At 66.6% G+C, this 20,782-nt stretch carries 19 protein-coding genes; 7 read left to right on the forward strand and 12 right to left on the reverse strand.

Annotation, left to right across the window (positions count from 1 at the left end; all coding sequences use genetic code 11):
* Positions 1-4: 4 nt before the first annotated feature.
* From IEV96_RS04005 to sufB, 3 genes are read right to left on the reverse strand one after another with little or no spacing between them, the layout of a single operon-like run.
* Positions 5-349 carry a non-heme iron oxygenase ferredoxin subunit gene (locus tag IEV96_RS04005; RefSeq protein WP_188509394.1) on the reverse strand — a complete coding sequence of 115 codons (345 nt, stop codon included), beginning with the start codon at positions 347-349 and terminating at the stop codon, positions 5-7.
* Positions 349-1,581: a Fe-S cluster assembly protein SufD gene (gene sufD / locus IEV96_RS04010; protein WP_188509395.1), complete on the reverse strand. Its 1,233-nt coding sequence runs from the start codon at positions 1,579-1,581 to the stop codon at positions 349-351. Before sufD ends, IEV96_RS04005 begins: the two co-directional genes overlap by 1 nt.
* Positions 1,582-3,000, reverse strand: coding sequence for a Fe-S cluster assembly protein SufB (gene sufB / locus IEV96_RS04015; RefSeq protein ID WP_188509396.1), 1,419 nt, complete (start codon positions 2,998-3,000; stop codon positions 1,582-1,584).
* A 268-nt stretch (positions 3,001-3,268) separates the two neighbouring features.
* Here sufB and IEV96_RS04020 point away from each other — a divergent pair, with 268 nt between their 5' ends.
* Positions 3,269-4,234: a COX15/CtaA family protein gene (locus tag IEV96_RS04020; protein WP_188509397.1), complete on the forward strand. Its 966-nt coding sequence runs from the start codon at positions 3,269-3,271 to the stop codon at positions 4,232-4,234.
* A 319-nt stretch (positions 4,235-4,553) separates the two neighbouring features.
* On the opposite strand, the gene IEV96_RS04025 is transcribed toward IEV96_RS04020, so the two are convergent.
* Positions 4,554-5,474, reverse strand: a complete 921-nt coding sequence (locus IEV96_RS04025; protein WP_188509398.1) for a heme o synthase — start codon at positions 5,472-5,474, stop codon at positions 4,554-4,556.
* 298 nt (positions 5,475-5,772) lie between these two features.
* Here IEV96_RS04025 and tkt point away from each other — a divergent pair, with 298 nt between their 5' ends.
* Genes tkt through pgl form a run of 6 tightly spaced genes read left to right on the forward strand, consistent with a single transcriptional unit; the run spans position 5,773 to position 13,980 of the window.
* Positions 5,773-7,866, forward strand: coding sequence for a transketolase (gene tkt / locus IEV96_RS04030; RefSeq protein ID WP_188509399.1), 2,094 nt, complete (start codon positions 5,773-5,775; stop codon positions 7,864-7,866).
* 34 nt (positions 7,867-7,900) lie between these two features.
* Complete coding sequence (gene tal, locus IEV96_RS04035) at positions 7,901-9,013, forward strand: transaldolase (RefSeq protein WP_188509400.1); 1,113 nt, start codon at positions 7,901-7,903, stop codon at positions 9,011-9,013.
* A complete protein-coding gene (locus tag IEV96_RS04040) occupies positions 9,010-10,608 on the forward strand; it encodes a phosphoglucose isomerase-related protein (RefSeq protein WP_188509401.1) in 1,599 nt (532 codons plus the stop codon). Before tal ends, IEV96_RS04040 begins: the two co-directional genes overlap by 4 nt.
* A gap of 32 nt (positions 10,609-10,640) precedes the next feature.
* Positions 10,641-12,182, forward strand: coding sequence for a glucose-6-phosphate dehydrogenase (gene zwf / locus IEV96_RS04045; protein WP_188509402.1), 1,542 nt, complete (start codon positions 10,641-10,643; stop codon positions 12,180-12,182).
* Positions 12,179-13,186: a glucose-6-phosphate dehydrogenase assembly protein OpcA gene (locus IEV96_RS04050; protein WP_188509403.1), complete on the forward strand. Its 1,008-nt coding sequence runs from the start codon at positions 12,179-12,181 to the stop codon at positions 13,184-13,186. The genes zwf and IEV96_RS04050 overlap by 4 nt, the downstream gene beginning before the upstream one ends.
* Positions 13,183-13,980 (forward strand): 6-phosphogluconolactonase, encoded by a 798-nt coding sequence (pgl, locus tag IEV96_RS04055; RefSeq protein ID WP_188509404.1) that lies wholly within the window; start codon positions 13,183-13,185, stop codon positions 13,978-13,980. Before IEV96_RS04050 ends, pgl begins: the two co-directional genes overlap by 4 nt.
* Positions 13,981-14,242: 262 nt before the next feature.
* On the opposite strand, the gene IEV96_RS04060 is transcribed toward pgl, so the two are convergent.
* From IEV96_RS04060 to rapZ, 8 genes are all read right to left on the reverse strand, one after another.
* Positions 14,243-14,608 (reverse strand): RNA polymerase-binding protein RbpA, encoded by a 366-nt coding sequence (locus tag IEV96_RS04060; RefSeq protein WP_188509405.1) that lies wholly within the window; start codon positions 14,606-14,608, stop codon positions 14,243-14,245.
* Between the two features lie 23 nt (positions 14,609-14,631).
* Positions 14,632-14,880 (reverse strand): preprotein translocase subunit SecG, encoded by a 249-nt coding sequence (secG, locus tag IEV96_RS04065; protein WP_188509406.1) that lies wholly within the window; start codon positions 14,878-14,880, stop codon positions 14,632-14,634.
* An 85-nt stretch (positions 14,881-14,965) separates the two neighbouring features.
* Entirely contained in the window at positions 14,966-15,772 is an 807-nt protein-coding gene (gene tpiA / locus IEV96_RS04070; RefSeq protein ID WP_188509407.1) for a triose-phosphate isomerase, read from the reverse strand.
* The gene (locus IEV96_RS04075) at positions 15,763-16,977 is read right to left on the reverse strand and encodes a phosphoglycerate kinase (RefSeq protein ID WP_188509408.1); all 1,215 of its coding nucleotides are present in this window, start codon (positions 16,975-16,977) and stop codon (positions 15,763-15,765) included. Before IEV96_RS04075 ends, tpiA begins: the two co-directional genes overlap by 10 nt.
* Before the next feature lie 21 nt (positions 16,978-16,998).
* Positions 16,999-18,006, reverse strand: coding sequence for a type I glyceraldehyde-3-phosphate dehydrogenase (gap, locus tag IEV96_RS04080; protein WP_188509409.1), 1,008 nt, complete (start codon positions 18,004-18,006; stop codon positions 16,999-17,001).
* A gap of 90 nt (positions 18,007-18,096) precedes the next feature.
* Positions 18,097-18,723 (reverse strand): superoxide dismutase, encoded by a 627-nt coding sequence (locus IEV96_RS04085; protein WP_188509410.1) that lies wholly within the window; start codon positions 18,721-18,723, stop codon positions 18,097-18,099.
* Positions 18,724-18,859: 136 nt separating this feature from the next.
* Positions 18,860-19,840 carry a DNA-binding protein WhiA gene (gene whiA / locus IEV96_RS04090; protein ID WP_188509411.1) on the reverse strand — a complete coding sequence of 327 codons (981 nt, stop codon included), beginning with the start codon at positions 19,838-19,840 and terminating at the stop codon, positions 18,860-18,862.
* Positions 19,841-19,897: 57 nt separating this feature from the next.
* Entirely contained in the window at positions 19,898-20,773 is an 876-nt protein-coding gene (gene rapZ, locus IEV96_RS04095) for an RNase adapter RapZ (protein WP_188509412.1), read from the reverse strand.
* Positions 20,774-20,782 lie beyond the last annotated feature (9 nt).

Consider the following 20,782-nt stretch of genomic DNA (forward strand, 5'->3'; position numbering starts at 1 on the left):
GGTCCTAAACGGCGACGGAGTCGCTGGTCGCGATCGGGGTGGGGTCGACGAAGACATCGTCATCGACAATGGAGACCGTGTACACGGGAACCGGCTCGTAGGCCGGAAGGGTGAGGGGTTTGCCCGACGTGAGCTCGAACTTCGAGCCGTGCGCCCAGCACTCGAGGGTGTCGTCTTCGACGAAGCCCTCGGCGAGCGAGATGTCGCCGTGCGTGCAGGTGTCGCCGAGAGCGTGGACCGCTCCCGCCGAGTCCATCACGACCGCGATGGGCTTGCCGTCGACGACGACACGCAGCGCGGTGCTCGGAGACAGTTCGGACTTCGTGCAGACCTTCGTGGGTTCGGCCACTACTCTGCTCCCCCGACCAGCTGGCTCGAGCTGCGGTTCAGTTCGTCGTCGATCGAGATCTGCAGCCGCTGTTCGAGCTCGGGCTTGCCGATCTTCTGGATGATCTCGGTGAGGAAGCCCAGCACGACGAGGCGACGTGCCTCGTGCTCGGTGATCCCGCGGGCCTGGAGGTAGAACAGCTGCTCGTCGTCGAAGCGGCCGGTCGCGCTCGCGTGGCCGGCTCCGAGGATGTCACCGGTCTCGATCTCGAGGTTGGGGATGGAGTCTGCTCGCGTGCCCTCGCTCAGAACCAGGTTGCGGTTCTGCTCGTAGGAGTCGGTGCCCGCGGCTTCCGGGCCGATGAGCACGTCGCCGACCCAGACCGTGTGTGCGCCCACGCCCTGCAGCGCGCCCTTGTAGTTAACGCGGCCCTTGGTGTTGGCGCCCTCGTGGTGCATGTACACGCGCTGCTCGAGGTGCTGACCCGCGTCGGCGAAGTAGAGCCCGGAGAGCTCGCCGTCTGCGCCTTCGCCCGAGAGAGCGACGGACGGGTTGACCCGAACGACCTTGCCGCCGAGCGATACGACGACGTGGCGGAACGTGGCGTCACGTCCGACGGTCGCGAAGTGCGTGGCGAGGTGGATGGCGTCGTCCGCCCACTCCTGCACCGAGACGACCGCGAGCTGCGCGCCGTCTTCGACGACGATCTCGACGTTCTCGACGAGCTGCGCCTGGGACGTGTTGAGCAGGATGACCCGGCCGCGGCTGTTCTTCTTCGCGGTGATCACGGTGTGCGCGCCGCGCGCGGCATCGCCGAGCATCGAGCGCGAGATCGTGATCTCGGAGGTCTCTCCGCCCGTGATGGTGATTGCGAGGGCTTTCTGGAAAGAGTTCCACGCGTTCGCGGAAGACTTTTCCTCGGCCTGACCCGCCAGGCCGACGCGCGCGTCGGTGCGGTCGACCCACTCGGCGTCGGCGCCCTCCGTCTGCGTGACGAGGAACGGGTACGGCGAACCGTCGAGTTCGCCGTCGATCAGCGGACGCAGCAGGTCGACGGGAGTGAGCTTCCACTCGGCTTCGCGGCCGTTCACGTCAGGATGTTCGCTGGGAACGTTCGACTTGAAACGATCGGAGCGGGTCTGCACGGGAACGAAGGCGCCCTCGGGGGCGTCCCAGCCACCGTCGCTGTGCGCCTTCGCTCCGTGCTGGACCTGGGCCGACTGGTCTTGGGTTTCGGGTGTGACGACAGGCATTTAGCCTACGGATCCTTCCATGCTCATCTCGATGAGCTTGTTGAGTTCGAGGGCGTACTCCATTGGGAGCTCGCGGGCGATCGGCTCGATGAACCCGCGCACGATCATCGCCATGGCCTCGTCTTCAGGCATACCGCGCGACTGCAGGTAGAAGAGCTGTTCGGCGCTGACCCGCGACACGGTGGCCTCGTGACCGAGCTGGACGTCGTCGACCCGGATGTCGATGGCCGGATACGTGTCGGAGCGCGAGATCGTGTCGACCAGGAGGGCGTCGCAACGAACGGTGTTCGCCGAGTGGTGAGCCGCGGCATCCACGCGCACCTCTCCGCGGTAGCCGGCTCGTCCGCCGCCACGGGCGATCGACTTGGAGACGATCGACGACGTCGTGTACGGGGCCATGTGGATCATCTTGGCGCCGGCGTCCTGGTGCTGGCCGGGGCCGGCGAAGGCGACGGACAGCGTCTCGCCCTTGGCATGCTCGCCCATCAGGTAGATCGACGGGTACTTCATCGTGACCTTGGAACCGATGTTTCCGTCGATCCACTCCATCGTCGCGCCTTCATGGGCGACGGCACGCTTGGTGACGAGGTTGTAGACGTTGTTCGACCAGTTCTGGATCGTCGTGTAGCGAACGCGGGCGTTCTTCTTGACGATGATCTCGACGACGGCGGAGTGCAGCGAGTCGCTCTTGTAGATCGGGGCGGTGCAGCCCTCGATGTAGTGAACGTACGAGCCCTCGTCGGCGATGATCAGCGTGCGCTCGAACTGGCCCATGTTCTCGGTGTTGATGCGGAAGTACGCCTGCAGCGGGATCTCGACGTGCACGCCCTTGGGGACGTAGACGAACGATCCGCCCGACCAGACGGCGGTGTTGAGCGCCGCGAACTTGTTGTCGCCGGGCGGGATGACCGTGCCGAAGTACTCCTCGAAGAACTCGGGGTGCTCACGCAACGCGGTGTCGGTGTCCATGAAGATGACGCCCTGAGCCTCGAGCTCGGCGTTGATCGTGTGGTAGACCACCTCGGACTCGTACTGCGCCGCGACGCCGGAGACCAGGCGCTTGCGCTCGGCCTCGGGGATGCCGAGCTTCTCGTAGGTGTCCTTGATGTCGTCGGGGAGGTCTTCCCACGACTGCGCCTGCTTCTCGGTGGAGCGGACGAAGTACTTGATGTTGTCGAAGTCGATGCCCGAGAGATCGGCACCCCACGTCGGCATCGGCTTCATGCCGAAGAGTTTGAGGCCTTTGAGTCGGAGCTTGAGCATCCAGTCGGCCTCGTTCTTCAACGTGGAGATGTCGGTGACGACTTCCTCGTTGATTCCGCGGCGGGCGGATGCGCCGGCGGCGTCAGAGTCGGACCAGCCGAACTCGTACTGTCCGAGACTGTTGAGTTCCGGGCGATCGATCAGCACGTCAGTCATAGTTACCTCTTTCCTACCCGCGGCAACCAAGGTGGGTGCAGCGGTATTCCGTCACGCAGCCTTTTACCGGGAAACTTCTCGTGTGCGCCCGAGCAAGCGGGTGTGATTCCAACACCTTCGACTTGCTTAGACTTGAACCCGGACTGCGGCTTCTGACTCCTGATGAATCGGTCAGAACCGCTCGTCTCCATCGACTCCCGGCACGGGTTGCGCTCTGCGAACCTGTCAATCTTACAAGGAGTCTTCGCAAATAACAGGAGGAACCGCTGTGAATGCCGCAGTGTCTGCCCGATCACGACTCGCCGCCCTACTTCCTGTCGCCGTCGACGCGCGCGTGCGTTTTTTCGCCTGGGCCTCGCTCGTGGTGCAGATCCTGCTGATCGGGACGGGCGGCGCCGTGCGACTCACCGGTTCGGGGCTCGGCTGCCCGACCTGGCCGCAGTGCGTTCCCGGCTCGCTCACCAACACGCCCGAGATGGGCATCCACGGCGTGATCGAGTTCACCAACCGCGCGCTCACCGGAGTGGTCGTCCTCATCGCGATCCTCGCCTTCCTGTCGGTCATCCGATTCCGCGCGCAACGCCGCGACCTCTTCGTGCTCACACTGTTGCAGGGCCTGTCGATCCCCCTGCAGGCCGTGATAGGCGGCATTACGGTGCTCACCGGACTGAACTCCTACATCGTCGGCCTGCACTTCGTCGTGTCGATCGCGCTCGTTGTGCTCACCTCGATGCTGGTCTTCCGCGTCTACTACGGACCGGGCGGCGGGCCTCGGCTGATGCCGACCTGGTACCGCACGGTCGCCCACGTCACCTCGTTGTTCGTGGCGGTGACGGTCGTCGTCGGCATCCTCACCACCGGCTCGGGCCCGCACGCCGGCGATGCGACGACCCCACGCAACGGACTCGACACGAACCTGCTGCAGCACCTGCACTCCTGGCCCGCCTACGCCACGCTCGGCGGAACCGTGCTGCTCGTCCTCGGCGCCCTCACCCTGCCGGGCGCGTCGGCACGCACGCGCCGCTTCACGCTCATCCTGCTCGCCGTGGAGCTCGTGCAGATCGCCGTGGGCATCACGCAGGCACGACTCGGCCTCCCCGAGCTGCTCGTCGGCATCCACATGGTGCTCGCGGGGCTGCTCGTGGGCGCGATGACCGTCGTGGTGTTGACACTGCGCGGCAAGGCACCCGTGCGGCACGCGACATCCGAGGACCTGACGACCGCGAAGCTCTGAACGCCGCTCGCCTCGGACCGGGCGGCCGTAGCCGCCGGTCGACAGGATGAGCGCGCCCGCACCGGTCGGACCGGTCCTGTCGGGTGGGCGCTAGGGCCGGATGATCCTGTGGAACGGGCATCATCGCGGGTTCCACCGGGCTTGGTCATCCGATTGCGCCGTTTTGGGGCAGTCCGCTGACTGAACCGCCCCAAATGGCGCAACACGGTGTGTTCGGGGGCTCGGCGGTCGGCAGGATGCGATCGGCGACCCGGCGCATGACCTTCTCGGGCAAGAGCCGACGCTGGATGGTCCTGTCGAGCTGACTCGGGCTGCCCTGCTAGAACGGCAGCAGCGGGTCGATGCCCACGGCGAGGAAGACGAGCGTCAGGTAGCTGATCGACGAGTGGAAGACGCGCATCGGCGTTACCGTGTCGTGGCGGATGGCCTGGTTGTAGAGGCGGTGCGACTCGTAGATGAACCAGACACCGCTCGCCGCGGCGACGACCGTGTAGGTGATGCCCATGTCGGCGACCGGGATGAGAAGCAGCGAGCAGGCGACCGTCGCCCAGGAGTAGAGGATGACCTGGAGTCCCACGATCTGGCGGCCGCGCACGACGGCGAGCATCGGCACGCTCGCGGCCTGGTACTCGTCGCGGTACTTCATCGACAGCGGCCAGTAGTGGGGAGGCGTCCAGAGGAAGATGACCGCGAAGAGGATGACCGGGGCCCAGGTGAGCGAGCCGGTGACGGCCGCCCAGCCGATGAGCACCGGGAAGCAGCCGGCGATGCCGCCCCAGATGATGTTCTGTTCCGTGCGGCGCTTGAGCCAGAGGGTGTAGACGAAGACGTAGACGAGGATGGCGACGAGCGACAGGCTGGCCGCGAGCCAGTTGGCGAAGACGCCGAGCCAGACGATGGATGCCACGCCGACGATCCACGCGAAGACGAGCGCTTCGCGGTCGGTCAGCTCCCCCGTGACCAGGGGCCGCTTCTGCGTGCGCTTCATCAGGCGGTCGATGTCGCGGTCGATGTAGCAGTTGAACGCGCTGGCCGATCCGGCGCTGAGCGCGCCGCCGATGAGGGTGGCGATGACGAGCCAGAGGTCGGGCAGTCCGCCCTGCGCGAGCACCATGACGGGGGCGGTGGTCACGAGCAACAGCTCGACCACGCGGGGTTTGGTGAGCGCGACGTAGGCCTTTGCCTTACGGGCAAATCCGATCCGCCCGGTGGCAGGGCGGCTCTCTACGGCTACGTTCATGACTCCTCTAACGACAACTGGGCAGTTCAACCAATTCTAGGCGCTCATCACCCGGGACATCGCCGCGTGTCGGGCGTAACAGCCCGCACGAGCACTCCCAGCACTCCCTATACTTGAATGTGCTTGCCACCCGACGGCAGAAGAGTCCGACACCTCAGAACGATCGAGATTGCCTGGGCTACCCGCGGGAGTGCCGATGACGTCACTGTCCATAAATGAGACAACGGCAAGCGAACAAAACCTCTCCGCAGTGATCGTTCTGATTTTCTGCTGTGCAATATGAAGGGTCAGAAATCACGTGGCAGCTTTCCAATGGGATTCCATCGATAACAAGGCCGTTGACACCGCCCGTATTCTCGCGGCGGACGCCGTAGAGAAGGTCGGAAACGGTCACCCTGGCACCGCGATGAGCCTCGCCCCCGCCGCCTACCTCCTGTTCCAGAAGGTCATGCGCCGCGACCCGAACGACAACGAGTGGATCGGTCGCGACCGTTTCATCCTGTCCGTCGGCCACAGCTCGCTCACCCAGTACGTGCAGCTCTACCTCGGTGGCTACGGCCTCGAGCTCGACGACCTCAAGGCCCTGCGCACCTGGGGCTCGCTCACCCCCGGCCACCCCGAGTACGGACACACCGACGGCGTCGAGATCACCACCGGCCCCCTCGGCCAGGGCCTCGCGTCCGCCGTCGGCTTCGCCTACGCCGCCCGTTACGAGCGCGGCCTGTTCGACCCCGAGGCGGCCCCCGGCACGAGCCCGTTCGACCACTTCATCTACACCATCGCCGGCGACGGCGACCTCCAGGAAGGCGTCACGAGCGAGGCATCCTCGCTCGCCGGCCACCAGGAGCTCGGCAACCTCATCGCGATCTACGACTCGAACCAGATCTCGATCGAAGACGACACAAACATCGCCTTCACCGAAGACGTGCACGCCCGCTACCTCGCCTACGGCTGGGACGTCCGTGTCGTCGACTGGAAGAAGACCGGCGAGTACGTCGAAGACGTCGCCGAACTGAACGACGCGATCGAGGCCGCCAAGGGCGTCACCGACAAGCCGTCGCTCATCATCCTCAAGACGATCATCGGCTGGCCCAGCCCGAAGAAGCAGAACTCCGGCAAGATCCACGGAGCCGCTCTCGGCGCGGAAGAGCTCGCCGCGGTCAAGGAGGTTCTCGGCTTCGACCCCGAGAAGAACTTCGACGTCGCCCCCGAGGTCATCGCCCACACCCGTCTCGCCCTCGAGCGCGGCACCGCGGCGCACAACGAGTGGAACGAGCAGTTCGAGGCGTGGGCCGCAGCCAACCCCGAGAAGAAGACGCTGCTCGACCGCGTGCTCACGGGCGACCTGCCCGAGGGCGTCGAAGAGGCCCTCCCGGTCTTCGAGGCCGGCACCGAGGTCTCGACCCGCGCCGCGTCAGGCAAGGTCATCAACGCCCTCGCCGGTGTCATCCCCGAGCTGTGGGGCGGCTCGGCCGACCTCGCGGAGTCGAACCTCACGACCATCAACGGAGCCGGATCGTTCGTGCCCGAGAAGTGGTCGACCCACGAGTGGTCGGCCAGCGCCGCCGGTCGTGTGCTGCACTTCGGTATCCGCGAGCACGCCATGGGCGCGATCCTGAACGGAATCGTGCTGCACGGCAACACCCGCCCCTTCGGCGGCACGTTCCTCATCTTCAGCGACTACATGCGCCCCGCGGTCCGCCTCGCGGCGCTGATGAAGGCTCCCGCCATCTACGTCTGGACCCACGACTCGGTGGCCCTCGGCGAAGACGGCCCCACCCACCAGCCGATCGAGCAGCTCGCGACCCTGCGCGCCATTCCCGGTCTCGACATCGTGCGCCCCGGCGACGCGAACGAGACCGCGTGGGCGTGGAAGACGATCCTCGAGCGCCGCAACGGCCCGGCGGGCATCGCCCTCACGCGCCAGAACATCCCGGTGTTCGCTCGCGGCGAAGGCGAAGCGACCGGAGACACCTTCGCCTCGGCGAAGTACGTCGCGAACGGCGCGTACGTTCTCGCCGAAGCGCCTAACGGCACCCCCGACGTGATCTTCATCGCGACCGGCTCCGAGGTGCAGATCGCGATCGAGGCCCGCGAGGTGCTGAAGGGCGAGGGAATCAACGCCCGCGTCGTGTCGGCCCCGAGCCTCGAGTGGTTCGAGGAGCAGTCCGCCGAGTACCGCGAACAGGTCCTCCCCGCCGCCGTCACCGCGCGCGTCTCCATCGAGGCCGGAATCAGCCTCACCTGGGACAAGTACGTCGGCACCGCCGGACGCAGCGTCTCGATCGAGCACTTCGGTGCCTCGGCCGACTACAAGACGCTGTTCCGCGAGTTCGGGATGACCACGGAATCCGCAGTTGCCGCAGCCAAAGACTCGCTCGCCGCTCTCTGAAGCGCCTGAGCACTAAGAAAGAAGAGACGAAATCATGACGAACACCACCCCCACCGCCGACCTTTCGGCCGCCGGCGTCAGCATCTGGCTCGACGACCTCTCCCGTGAGCGCATCAACTCGGGCGGACTCGAGAAGCTCATGGCCGAGCGCAACGTCGTCGGCGTCACCACCAACCCGACCATCTTCGCCAGCGCTCTCGCCAAGGGCGAGGCGTACGACGAGCAGGTCGCCGTTCTGGCCAAGGCCGGCACCAACGTCACCGACGCTGTCTTCGAGATCACCACCGACGACGTGGCAGCAGCCAGCGACGTGTTCCGCCCGATCTTCGACAGCACGAACGGCTTCGACGGCCGCGTGTCGATCGAGGTCGAGCCGGGCTTCGCACACGACGCCGCCGCGACCATCGCCCAGGCCAAGCAGCTCTGGGCCAAGGTCGACCGTCCCAACGCGCTCATCAAGATCCCCGCGACCGTCGAGGGCCTCGAGGCCATCACCGAGACCATCGGCGCCGGCATCAGCGTCAACGTCACGCTGATCTTCAGCCTCGAGCGCTACCGCGAGGTCATCAACGCCTACCTGTCCGGTCTCGAGAAGGCCAAGGCCGCGGGCATCGACCTCTCCACGCTGCACTCGGTCGCATCCTTCTTCGTCTCGCGCGTCGACACCGAGATCGACAAGCGTCTCGACGCCATCGGAACCGACGAGGCCAAGGCCCTCAAGGGCAAGGCGGGCGTCGCCAACGCCCAGCTCGCCTACGAGGTCTTCGAGTCCGCATTCACGACCGAGCGCGCCCAGGTGCTGCTCGCCGCCGGTGCGAACAAGCAGCGTCCCCTCTGGGCGTCGACCGGTGTCAAGGACCCCGCCGTCCTCGACACCACCTACGTCGTCGAGCTCGTCGCGCACGAGGTCGTCAACACGATGCCGGAGAAGACCCTCGAGGCCACCTTCGACCACGGTGTCATCGCCGGCGACTCGATCACCGGTTCGTACGCCGCCGCCAACGCGGTTCTCGACCAGATCGCCGCGCAGGGCATCTCCTACGAAGAGGTGACCGCGCTGCTCGAGAAGGAGGGCGTCGAGAAGTTCATCGTCAGCTGGAACGAACTCCTCGACACCGTCACGGCAGCGCTCGAAGCCGCCAAGTGAGTGTAAAGATCGCGGTGAGCGGAGCGGCCAAAGAGGCCGTCAACCGCATCGTTCCGCAGCTCGTCAACGACCTCGTTGCGAGCCGCATTACGGGCCTCGATTCGACGCTGTGGGGCACCGACGCCGAGGAGGAGGCGGGAAAGCGCCTCGGTTGGACCGAGTCGGTCACGGTATCCACTCCCCTGGTGCCCGACATCCTGGCGCTGCGGGACAAGTTCCGCGCGGCGGGTATCACCCACTTCGTGCTCGGCGGCATGGGCGGATCGTCGCTCGCTCCCGAGGTCATCACGAAGACCGCGGGTGTAGCGCTCACGGTTCTGGATGCGACCGATCCGAGCCAGGTCCGGGCATCGCTCGCCGACCGTCTCGCGACCACCGCGGTGATCATCTCGTCGAAGTCCGGCGGAACCACCGAGACCGACAGCCAGAAGCGCGTGTACGAGAAGGCCTTCCGCGACGCGGGCATCGACCCGATCGACCGCATCGTGGTCGTGACCGACCCGGGCTCGCCGCTCGACGTCTCGGCCCGCGCCGACGGTTACCGCGTCTTCAACGCCGATCCGACCGTCGGCGGGCGCTACTCGGCGCTCACCGCGTTCGGCCTCGTGCCGTCCGGTCTCGCCGGTGTCGACATCCAGCAGCTGCTCGACGAGGCCGACGCCATGTCGTACTCGCTCGCTATCGACGAGGAGTCCAACCCGGGGCTCGTCCTCGGCGCGGCCATCGCCGGCGCGCGTCCCCTGAAGGACAAGCTCGGCATCGTCTCCGACGGCACGCACATCGTGGGCCTCGGCGACTGGATCGAACAGCTCGTCGCGGAGTCGACCGGCAAGATCGGCAAGGGCATCCTTCCCGTCGTGCTTCCCACCGACGCTCCCGAGCTCGGCCAGGACCTCGCCGACCTGCAGATCCTCCGCCTCGTCGGTGACTACAAGGCCACCGAGCACCTCAACGAGGGCGACATCGAGATCACCGGGACCCTCGGCGCTCTCCTTCTCACCTGGGAGTACGCCGTCGTCGTGGCGGGACGCCTTCTCGGCATCAACCCGTTCGACCAGCCCGATGTGGAGTCGGCGAAGGTCGCCACCCGCGGGCTGCTCGACGCACGCCCCGAGCCGGTCGCTCCCGCATTCGTCGACGGGGGCATCGAGGTGCGCGGCACCGAGTCCGTCGTGGCCGGTGTCTCCGATCTGGCCGGCGCCGTGTCATCCGTGCTCCGATCCCTCGGCGACGACGGCTACGTCTCGATCCAGGCCTACCTGGACCGCGTGAAGTACCCGGCGCTCGAAGCGACGCGCAACCTCGTCGCGGCCCGCGCCGAGCGCCCCGTCACCTTCGGTTGGGGACCCCGGTTCCTGCACTCGACCGGCCAGTTCCACAAGGGTGGCCCCGCCGTCGGCGTCTTCATCCAGATCACCGAGGTCGCCACCGTCGACCTCGAGATCCCCGAGCGTCCGTTTACCTTCGGACAGCTCATCCAGGCCCAGGCAGCCGGCGACGCGAGCGTGCTCGCAAACCACGGCCGTCCCGTGCTCACCATCACGCTCACCGACGCTGCGACGCAGCTTCCCGCGCTCATCGCAGCGCTGAGCTAGTCGAAAACTAAGTAACAGCACCAAGGAGCTGCATGTCCCCCGTGGATATCACACCGGAATTCAATCCCCTGCGGATTCCTTCCGACCGCCGCCTGAACCGCATCGCCGGTCCGAGCGCACTCATCATTTTCGGCGTGACAGGCGACCTGTCCCGCAAGAAGCTGATGCCGGCCGTCTACGACCTCGCCAACCGCGGTCTGCTTCCCCCCGGCTTCGCGCTGGTCGGGTTCGCGCGCCGCGACTGGGAAGACCAGGACTTCGAAAAAGAGGTCTACGAGGCCGTCAAGCAGTACGCGCGTACTCCCTTCGATGAGGACGTCTGGCGCCAGCTCGCGCTCGGCATCCGCTTCGTCCAGGGCGAGTTCGACGACGCGGAAGCCTTCGACCGCCTCAAGGAGACGATCGAGGAACTCGACCGCGACCGCGGAACGATGGGCAACCACGCGTTCTACCTGTCGATCCCGCCGAAGTCGTTCCCGCAGGTCACCGAGCAGCTTCGCAACTCCGGACTGGCCGAGCAGCAGGACGGCCACTGGCGCCGCGTCGTCATCGAGAAGCCGTTCGGCAGCGACCTGAAGACGGCCCGCGAACTCAATGCGGTCGTCGAGAGCGTCTTCCCGCCCGACAGCGTGTTCCGCATCGACCACTACCTCGGCAAGGAGACGGTGCAGAACATTCTCGCGCTGCGCTTCGCCAACGAGATGTACGAGCCGATCTGGAACGCCAACTACATCGACCACGTGCAGATCACGATGGCCGAGGACATCGGAGTGGGCGGCCGCGCCGGCTACTACGACGGCATCGGCGCTGCGCGCGACGTCATCCAGAACCACCTCCTGCAACTCCTCGCCCTCACGGCGATGGAGGAGCCCATCTCGTTCAACGCCGCAGACCTGCGCGCCGAGAAGGAGAAGGTCCTCGCGGCGGTCAAGCTCCCCGCCGATCTCAGCAACTCGACGGCCCGCGGCCAGTACTCCGGCGGGTGGCAGGGCGGCGAAAAGGTCGTCGGCTTCCTCGACGAAGACGGCATGAACCCCGAGTCGCTCACCGAGACGTTCGCGGCGATCCGCCTCGACATCGGCACGCGCCGCTGGGCGGGTGTGCCCTTCTACCTGCGCGCAGGCAAGCGCCTCGGCCGCCGCGTCACCGAGATCGCCGTGGTCTTCAAGCGCGCCCCGCAGAACCTGTTCGCGGAGAGCCAGACCGGCACGCTCGGCCAGAACGCCATCGTGATCCGCGTGCAGCCCGACGAGGGTGTCACCATCCGCTTCGGCTCCAAGGTTCCCGGCGCCACCATGCAGGTGCGCGACGTGACCATGGACTTCGGTTACGGCCACGCCTTCACCGAGGCGAGCCCCGAGGCCTACGAGCGCCTCATCCTCGACGTGCTGCTCGGCGACCCGCCCCTGTTCCCCCGTCACGAAGAGGTGGAGCTCAGCTGGAAGATCCTCGACCCGATCGAGGAGTTCTGGGAGACGCAGGGACAGCCTGAACAATACCGACCGGGCACCTGGGGACCACAGTCCGCAGACGACCTTCTAGCCCGCGACGGCAGAGTATGGAGACGACCATGATTGTCGACCTTCCCGACACAACGACCAGCAAGATCTCGAAGACGCTCGTCAAGATCCGCGAAGAGGGCGGCGCTGTCGCCCTCGGCCGCGTTCTGACGCTCGTCATCTCGACGACGCTCGGCGAAGAAGAAGAGGCCATCGAGGCCGCGAACGATGCGTCGCGCGAGCACCCGATGCGCGTCATCGTGATCTCGACGAGTCAGGGTGCGGATGACGCGTCGGACTCGCGTATCGACGCCCAGATCCGCGTCGGCGGCGACGCCGGAGCGAGCGAGGTCATCGTGGTGCGCGCCTACGGCGACGCCGCGAGCGACCAGGAGGGGCTCGTCACCGGGCTCCTGCTCCCCGACGCGCCCGTCGTGGCGTGGTGGCCCGGCATGGCGCCGGCGAACGCCTCCAAGTCACCGCTCGGCGTCATCGCCCAGCGCCGCATCACCGACGCGGCCTCGAGCTCGAACCCGGCGCAGGCGCTCGTGCACGTCGCACAGACGTACGCGCCCGGTGACACCGACTTCGCCTGGACCCGCCTCACCCTGTGGCGCGCCCAGCTCGCCGCCGTTCTCGACCAGCCTCCGTACGAGCCCGTGACCGGCGTCACGGTGCACGGTGCGGCCGACTCGCCCTCGACGGTGCTGCTCGCCGCCTGGCTGCAGTTGCAGCTCGAGGTCGACGTCAACCTCGAGGTGACCAACAAGTCGCACGGGTCCAGCGGAATCCAGGGCGTCGTCCTCGAGCGCGCCAGCGGAAAGATCGAACTCGAGCGCACGCTCGTGAACGTCGCCACGCTGATCCAGCCGAACCAGCCGACGCACGACATCTCGCTGCCGCGCCGCAGCCTCCGCGACTGCCTCTCCGAGGAACTGCGCAGGCTCGACCCGGACGATCTCTTCGGAGATGTCATCCAAAGCGGACTCGGCCAGCTCGGCAAGGTCACACCGCACCTGCACACGGGTACGATCACTGCAGTGAAGATCGACGAGGAAACCGGAGTGGCCACCGCGTGACAGTAGGACGGCGGGTGCTCGTGCACCCAGATAAAGCAGCCCTCGCAGCATCCGTTGCCGCGAGGTTCATGACGAAGATGGTCGACCTGATCGACGAATTCGGCGTAGCAACCGTCGTCCTCACCGGTGGCACCATGGGAAGCGCGGTTCTTCGCGCCATCAACGAGTCGCCGGCCCGTGACACGATCGACTGGTCGGGCGTGCACTTCTGGTGGGGCGACGAGCGGTGGCTCCCCCGCGGCGACGCCGAACGCAACGAGACCCAGGCGCGTGAAGCGCTCCTCGATCACATCGCGATCGACGCCGGCAACATCCACGCGTTCCCCGCCTCGGGCGAGGGCATCGAGCTTGAGGCTGCCGCGGAGGTCTATGCGCTGGAACTCGCTGCCCACGCCGCCGAGGGTGCCACGCTCCCCCGGTTCGACATCACCTTCCTGGGCGTCGGTCCCGACGGGCACGTCGCCTCGCTCTTCCCCGAGCAGGCCGGCATCCGCGAGAACGACGCCACGGTGATCGCCGTGCGCAACGCGCCTAAACCGCCGCCCGAGCGCCTCTCGCTCACCCTTCCGGCGATCAACTCGTCCACCCGCATCTGGATGGTCCTGGCCGGAGCCGACAAGGCTTCCGCCCTCGGGCTCAGCCTCGCGGGTGCGAGCATCAACGAGGTGCCGGCCGCCGGCGTCGAGGGACGCCGCAGCACGCTGTACTACGTCGACAAGGAAGCCACGGCGGAGGTTCCGGAGAACCTCACCGCCACGGAGATCTTCTGGACGGCAGCGGACGCGACCGACTGACACCACCGACGACAAGAGGCCGGCCCCGGATCATCCGGGCCGGCCTTTTTTCGCGCCTGCCTTCTGCCAAATGAAGGAGATTTCGACGTGGGGGCCCCGCGATCCGCGTAAACGTGTGGCTGAGACCCCGGATCTCCTTCATTTGGCAGGTGCACGGGTGTGTCAGGAGCACAGGTGTGGCGGGTGCACAGAGCGGATGCCCCGGGCCGGGTTAACGACGGATGGCCGCCACCCGAGGGTGACGGCCAGTCGTGCGGTGCGGCTAGTTCGAGGGGGCGCTTCCGCGGCGGGCCCGCAGCTGGGAGAGCGCGTCGCCGAGGAGGGATTCTGCCTCTTCCTCGGTGCGGCGCTCCTTCACGTAGGCGAGGTGCGTCTTGTACGGCTCGAGCTTCGCGACCGACGGCGGGTTGTCCTTGTCCCGACCGGCGGGCAGACCGCTCTGCGGGGAGTCGATCGTGAGAGGGATCTCGTCTTCGGGAAGATTCGCTGCGAAGTGACGGACGGTCTCGTTGCCGAGTTCGTCCCAGTAGGAGACCTGCACGCGCTCGGCGTGATATCCCCGGTCTTGCTCGCCCATCGGTCCTGCGCCCACACGCGATCCGCGGATCGCACTGCCTCCTGAAGCCACGGTGCCCCTCTTTTGTTTAGGTTCTACGAACCGTCGAACTTGGTAATGAGACCAAGCACGACGATGGACGTGATCCAGACGACGGCCAAAATCACGGTGATGCGGTTTAGGTTGCGCTCGGCCACACCCGAAGCGCCGAGGTTCGAGGTGACTCCGCCGCCGAACATGTCGGAGAGTCCACCTCCGCGACCACGGTGCAGGAGGATGAGAAGCGTCAACAAGAGGCTCGTAATGCCGAGAATTACTTGCAACGCAACTTGGAGAATGTCCACGGGTAACCTTTCAAAGCGGCCGAGAGGCCTCAAGTAGTATATCTACGCTTCCGCGCAGCAAAAGTGGCTCTTGAAATAGCCGGTCTCAGGTGCCCACGTGCTTGTGGAAACGCGAGATGCTCGCAAATTCGTCGAGGTCGAGGCTGGCGCCGCCGACGAGAGCGCCGTCGACGTTCGATTCGCGCATGAACGAGGCGATGTTCGCGGCTTTGACCGAACCGCCGTAGAGAACACGGGTGACCGCGGCGACGTCTTCGCCGAGCAGCTCGACGAGGGTCTCGCGCAGTTTCGCGGCGACCTGCTCGGCCTGGTCGGGCGTCGCGGCCTGGCCGGAGCCGATGGCCCAGACCGGCTCGTACGCGACGACGATGTCGACGGCTCCGGTGACTCCGGCGAGGGCGGCACGCAACTGGGCCACGGGAACGGCGCTCGCGCCGTGCTTTTCGAGGTCTTCGGCCGTTTCACCGACGCAGATGACGGGGACGAGGTTGTGACGCAGGGCCGCCTCGACCTTCGCGGCGACGACCTCGTCGGTCTCGTTGTGCAGGGTGCGACGCTCGGAATGCCCGATGATCACGTACTGGCAGTCGAGGGCGGCGAGGAACGCGCCCGAGATCTCGCCGGTGTATGCGCCCGAATCGTGGGCGGACAGGTCTTGCGCGCCGAGCGCGAGGTCGAGCTTGTCGGCGGAGATGAGGGTCTGCACCGAACGCAGGTCGGTGAACGGCGGGAACACCGCGACCTCGGCCGTGCCGAAGTCGTGGCGAGCGTCTTTCAACGTCCACGCGAGCTTCTGCACGAACGCGATCGACTGCAGGTGGTCGAGGTTCATCTTCCAGTTGCCGGCGATGAGGGGCACGCGCTTGTGCGTCGTGCCTGCTACTACTGCCATCCGAGGACCTCCAGGCCGGGCAGGCGCTTGCCCTCGAGGAACTCGAGGGATGCGCCGCCACCGGTAGAAATGTGACCGAACTGGTCGTCGGTGAAGCCGAGGGCGCGCACGGCAGCGGCGGAGTCGCCGCCGCCCACTACGCCGAGACCGTTGATCGTGGTGAGAGCCGCGGCGACGGCCTTGGTGCCGGCCGCGAACGGGGCGAGTTCGAAGACGCCCATGGGGCCGTTCCAGAACACGGTCTTCGAGGCCGAGATGACCTCGGCGAAGCGTGCACCGGAGTCGGGACCGATGTCGAGGCCGAGACCGGATGCACCGAACTCGGTGTCTTCGATGGCGTCGGCCGGCGTGGTGACGAATTCGGCGTCGGCACCGAACTTCGACGCCACCACGATGTCGGTGGGCAGCACGATCTCGACGCCGAGTCGGGCAGCCTCGTCGAGGTAGCCCTTCACGTTGTCGATCTGGTCGGTCTCGAGCAGGCTCGCGCCGACCTTGTGGCCCTGGGCGGCGAGGAAGGTGAAGAGCATGCCGCCGCCGATCAGCAGCGTATTGACCTTGGGGAGCAGGGCGCCGATTACGGCGAGCTTGTCGGACACCTTCGATCCGCCGAGCACGACCGTGTAGGGGGCTTCGGGGGTGCGGGTGAGCCGCTCGAGAACCTCGAGCTCCGCCTGGATGAGGAGGCCGGCAGCACTCGGCAGCAGTTCGGCCACCTCGTAGACGCTGGCCTGCTTGCGGTGCACGACGCCGAAGCCGTCCGAGACGAAAGCGTCGGCGAACGCCGCGAGCTTCGCGGCGAAGTCGCCACGCTCCGCGGCATCCTTGCTCGTCTCCCCCGCGTTGAACCGCAGGTTCTCGAGAAGGGCGATGTCACCGTTGGCGAGAGCGGAAACCGTCTCGTCGGCGGAGGAACCGACCGTGTCGCTCGCGAAGGCAACGCCTTTGCCCAGCAGTTCGCTCAGTCGCTGGGCGACGGGAGCGAGGCTGTACTTGGCGTCCGGCGCGCCGTCGGGCCGCCCGAGATGGGAGACGACGACGACGCGGGCGCCGGAGTTGACGAGGGCGTTGAGCGTCGGAAGAGAGGCGCGGATGCGGCCGTCGTCTGTGATCTCTCCGTCTTTCAACGGGACATTCAGATCACAGCGGACGAGCACGCTCTTGCCGCTCAGGTCTCCGAGGCTGTCGATGGTGCGAAGCGACACGGTCGGTGTATCCAGTTATCTCTAGAGGCGGTCTGCGACGTACTTCGTGATGTCGACGAGACGGTTGGAGTAGCCCCACTCGTTGTCGTACCACGAAGCGACCTTGACCTGGTTGCCGATGACCTTGGTGAGGCCGGCGTCGAAGATCGAGGAGTGCGGGTCGCCCTGGATGTCGCTCGACACGATCGGGTCCTCGGTGTAGCTGAGGATGCCCTTGAGGGGACCCTCGGCCGCAGCCTTGTACGCCGCGTTGACCTCGGCGACGGTGACGGGGCGCGAAGCCTCGACCGTCAGGTCGGTGATCGAGCCGGTGATGACGGGAACGCGGAGCGCGTAGCCGTCGAGCTTGCCGACGAGCTCGGGGATGACGAGGCCGAGGGCCTTGGCGGCACCGGTCGATGTCGGGATGATGTTCTGCGCTGCGGCACGTGCGCGGCGGAGGTCGCTGTGCGGGCCGTCCTGCAGGTTCTGGTCTGCGGTGTAGGCGTGCACGGTGGTCATCAGACCACGCTCGATGCCGAAGTTGTCCATGAAGACCTTCGCGAGCGGCGCGAGGCAGTTCGTCGTGCAGGACGCGTTCGAGATGATGTCGTGGATCGCCGCGTCGTAGGTCTCTTCGTTGACGCCGAGCACGAGGGTCGCGACGTCGTCGCCGGTCGCGGGAGCGGAGACGACGACCTTCTTGGCACCGGCTTCGATGTGCTTGCGTGCATCTGCGGACTTCGTGAAGCGGCCGGTCGACTCGATGACGACCTCGACGCCCAGTTCGCCCCACGGCAGCAGGGCCGGGTCGCGCTCGGCGAGCACCTTGATGGGCTTGCCGTCGACGTAAATGGTGTCGCCGTCCACGGTCACGGTGGCGTCGAGACGGCCGCCGGCGGTGTCGTACTTGAGCAGGTGCGCGAGTGCGGCGGGGTTGTCGAGGTCGTTGACGGCGACTATCTCGAGCTCACTTCCCTTGGCGAGCGCTGCGCGAAGGAAGTTGCGGCCGATGCGGCCGAACCCGTTGATACCGATTTTGACGCTCAATGAAACTCCAGGTTTTCGGGCGCCTCTCGGCGCACAGATGGTGGATTTTGTGGAGAAAGGCCGGGGCTTGTGACCCCGGCCACTACGCCGCTACGAGAGTAGCAGCAGGCCTTCCGTCTTCACGCGAGCGACGTCGAAACGCTGCTGGACGTTCTCCCAGTTGGTGATGGCCCAGAACGCCTTGACGTAGTCGGCGCGCACGTTCTTGTAGTCGAGGTAGTAGGCGTGCTCCCAGACGTCGAGCATCAGCAGCGGGACGATGCCGGCGGGGAGGTTGCCCTGCTGGTCGAAGAACTGCACGATGATCAGGCGCTGCCCGATGGAGTCCCACGCGAGGACGGACCAGCCGGAGCCCTGAACACCCATCGCGGTCGCGGTGAAGTGCGCCTGGAACTTGTCGAACGAACCGAAGTGGTCGTCGATGGCCGCGGCCAGCTCGCCGGTGGGCTTGTCGCCACCGTTGGGCGACATGTTGGTCCAGAAGATCGAGTGGTTGACGTGGCCGCCGAGGTTGAACGCCAGGTCTTTCTCGAGCTTGTTCACGTAGGCGAGGTTGTCGGAGTCGCGAGCCTCTGCCAGCTGGGCGAGGGCGGTGTTCGCACCGGTCACATAGGCCTGGTGATGCTTGCTGTGGTGCAGCTCCATAATGGCGCCGCTGATGCTCGGCTCGAGCGCCGAATAGTCGTACGGAAGTTCGGGAAGGGTGTAGTCAGCCATCGATTTTCTCCTAGCAAAATAGGCCCCGCACCTGAGTTAGCTCGGGCCGGGGTGACGTTTCCAGTCTACTCACGACAACCGCTCAGACCCTGAGATGCTTCCGTCAAACGGAGGATTGGTCTAATGGCCGAGAGGCTCAGACGTCGTCGATGTCAGGAGGCAGGTTGGCGTCGGTGCCGGGGATGTCGAGATCGCTCGCACGCTTGTCTGCCATGGCGAGCAGACGCCGGATGCGCCCCGCTACCGCGTCCTTCGTCATGGGCGGGTCGGCGTGGTGGCCGAGCTCGTCGAGGCTCGAGTCGCGGAAGCGGAGACGCAGCTCGCCCGCGTAGCGCAGGTGCTTCGGCGTGGTGTCGTCGAGGATCTCGAGGGCGCGCTCCACTCGCGCGCACGCTGCGACTGCTGCCTGCGCGGAACGGCGCAGGTTGGCGTCGTCGAAGTTGACCAGGCGGTTGGCCGTCGCGCGCACCTCGCGGCGCTGGCGCATCTGCTCCCACGCCTCGACGCTGGCAGTCGCCCCCATGTGTACGAGCATGCTGCTGATGGCCTCGCCGTCGCGGATGACGACGCGGTGCACGCCGCGCACCTCGCGGCTCTTGGCGGCAATGCCGAGGCGGCCGGCGGCGCCGACCAGGGCCATGGCGGCCTCGTTGCCCGGGCAGGTGACCTCGAGGGCCGCCGATCGGCCGGGGTCGGTGAGCGATCCGGCGGCGAGGAACGCGCCGCGCCAGACGGCGGCGATCTCGTCGCGCGAGCCGGTGGTGAGCTTGTTCGGCAGGCCGCGGATGGGGCGACGGCGCGCGTCGAGGAGGCCGGTCTGCCTCGCGAGGGTCTCTCCCCCGTCGACAACGCGCACGACGTACTGGTTGGTTCGGCGTGTTCCCGAGGCCTGGATGACGGCGGCCTCGCTGCGCACTCCGTAGAGCTCGGCGAGGTCTTTGCGCACGCGGCGGGCGACCTGGGCGGAGTCGAGTTCCGACTCGACCGCGATGCGGTTCGAGATCATGTGGAGCCCGCCGGAGAACCGCAAGATCGTGGCGAGCTCGGCTGCCCGAACCGTGGTCTTGCTGACCTCTAGCCGCGCAAGTTCTTCTTTGACGTCGGCCGTTAATGCCACTGAAAGGTCTCTTTTCTTGGGTGTCGTCGGAAAATCTGGGAGGGAGCGCGCCGTGCGCTACTCGCGGCCGAGGTCGCGGTGCTTCACGCTGACGGCGACGCCGGGAAGGGAGCGTAACAACGTCGCCAGTTCTTCAGCGACGGCCACCGATCGGTGTTTGCCCCCAGTACATCCAACAGCGATCGTAGCGTGTCTCTTGTTTTCGCGTTGGTAGCCGGCGAGCACGGGCGACAGGGCGGTCGCGTAGGCGTCGACGAACTCCCTGGCGCCTTCCTGGCCGAGTACGTACTCCCTGACTTCCTCGTCGAGCCCGGTGTGCGGGCGCAGTTCGGGGATCCAGAACGGGTTGGGAAGGAAACGCGCATCGGCCACGAGGTCGGCGTCGGCGGGTAGCCCGTATTTGAAGCCGAAACTCAGGATGGTCACCTGCGCTCCTGGCGTCTCGGCCTGGGCGAACCTCTCCTGGATGGTGGTCGCGAGCTGGTGGATGTTGAGTTCGGAGGTGTCGACGATGAGGTCGCTGCCCGAGCGCAGCTCCATCATGAGCTGTCGTTCGGCGCTGATGCCGTCGAGCAGGGTTCCGTCTTCCTGCAGCGGGTGTGGGCGGCGGACCTGCTCGAAGCGGCGCACCAGCACCGCGTCGGTCGCCTCGAGGAAGAGCACCTTCACGTCGGCGTTCTCGCGCATGGTCGCGACGGCCTCCTGCACGTCGGCGAAGAGCTTTCCGCCGCGCACGTCGACGACGGCCGCGATACGCGGGAGCGCATTGCCCGCGTGCTGTGCCAACTCGACGAGCGGGCGGAGCATCTGCGGGGGGAGGTTGTCGACGACATACCAGCCCAGGTCTTCGAGGGCGTTGCCGACCGTCGAGCGCCCCGCGCCGGACATGCCGGTGACGATGAGAAGTTCTTGACGATCTCTGTGAGTGCTCATGAGGGTCTA

This window comes from Conyzicola nivalis (assembly GCF_014639655.1).
In the GTDB taxonomy this organism is placed as follows: domain Bacteria; phylum Actinomycetota; class Actinomycetes; order Actinomycetales; family Microbacteriaceae; genus Conyzicola; species Conyzicola nivalis.

Bases quoted from the DNA above. Each gene is read 5' to 3' on its own strand.
- IEV96_RS04050 (WP_188509403.1), top strand. From the start codon at position 12,179: ATGATTGTCGACCTTCCCGACACAACGACCAGCAAGATCTCGAAGACG.
- tal (WP_188509400.1), top strand. From the start codon at position 7,901: ATGACGAACACCACCCCCACCGCCGACCTTTCGGCCGCCGGCGTCAGC.
- tpiA (WP_188509407.1), bottom strand. From the start codon at position 15,772: ATGGCAGTAGTAGCAGGCACGACGCACAAGCGCGTGCCCCTCATCGCC.
- zwf (WP_188509402.1), top strand. From the start codon at position 10,641: ATGTCCCCCGTGGATATCACACCGGAATTCAATCCCCTGCGGATTCCT.
- IEV96_RS04085 (WP_188509410.1), bottom strand. From the start codon at position 18,723: ATGGCTGACTACACCCTTCCCGAACTTCCGTACGACTATTCGGCGCTC.
- sufB (WP_188509396.1), bottom strand. From the start codon at position 3,000: ATGACTGACGTGCTGATCGATCGCCCGGAACTCAACAGTCTCGGACAG.
- sufD (WP_188509395.1), bottom strand. From the start codon at position 1,581: ATGCCTGTCGTCACACCCGAAACCCAAGACCAGTCGGCCCAGGTCCAG.
- IEV96_RS04025 (WP_188509398.1), bottom strand. From the start codon at position 5,474: ATGAACGTAGCCGTAGAGAGCCGCCCTGCCACCGGGCGGATCGGATTT.
- rapZ (WP_188509412.1), bottom strand. From the start codon at position 20,773: ATGAGCACTCACAGAGATCGTCAAGAACTTCTCATCGTCACCGGCATG.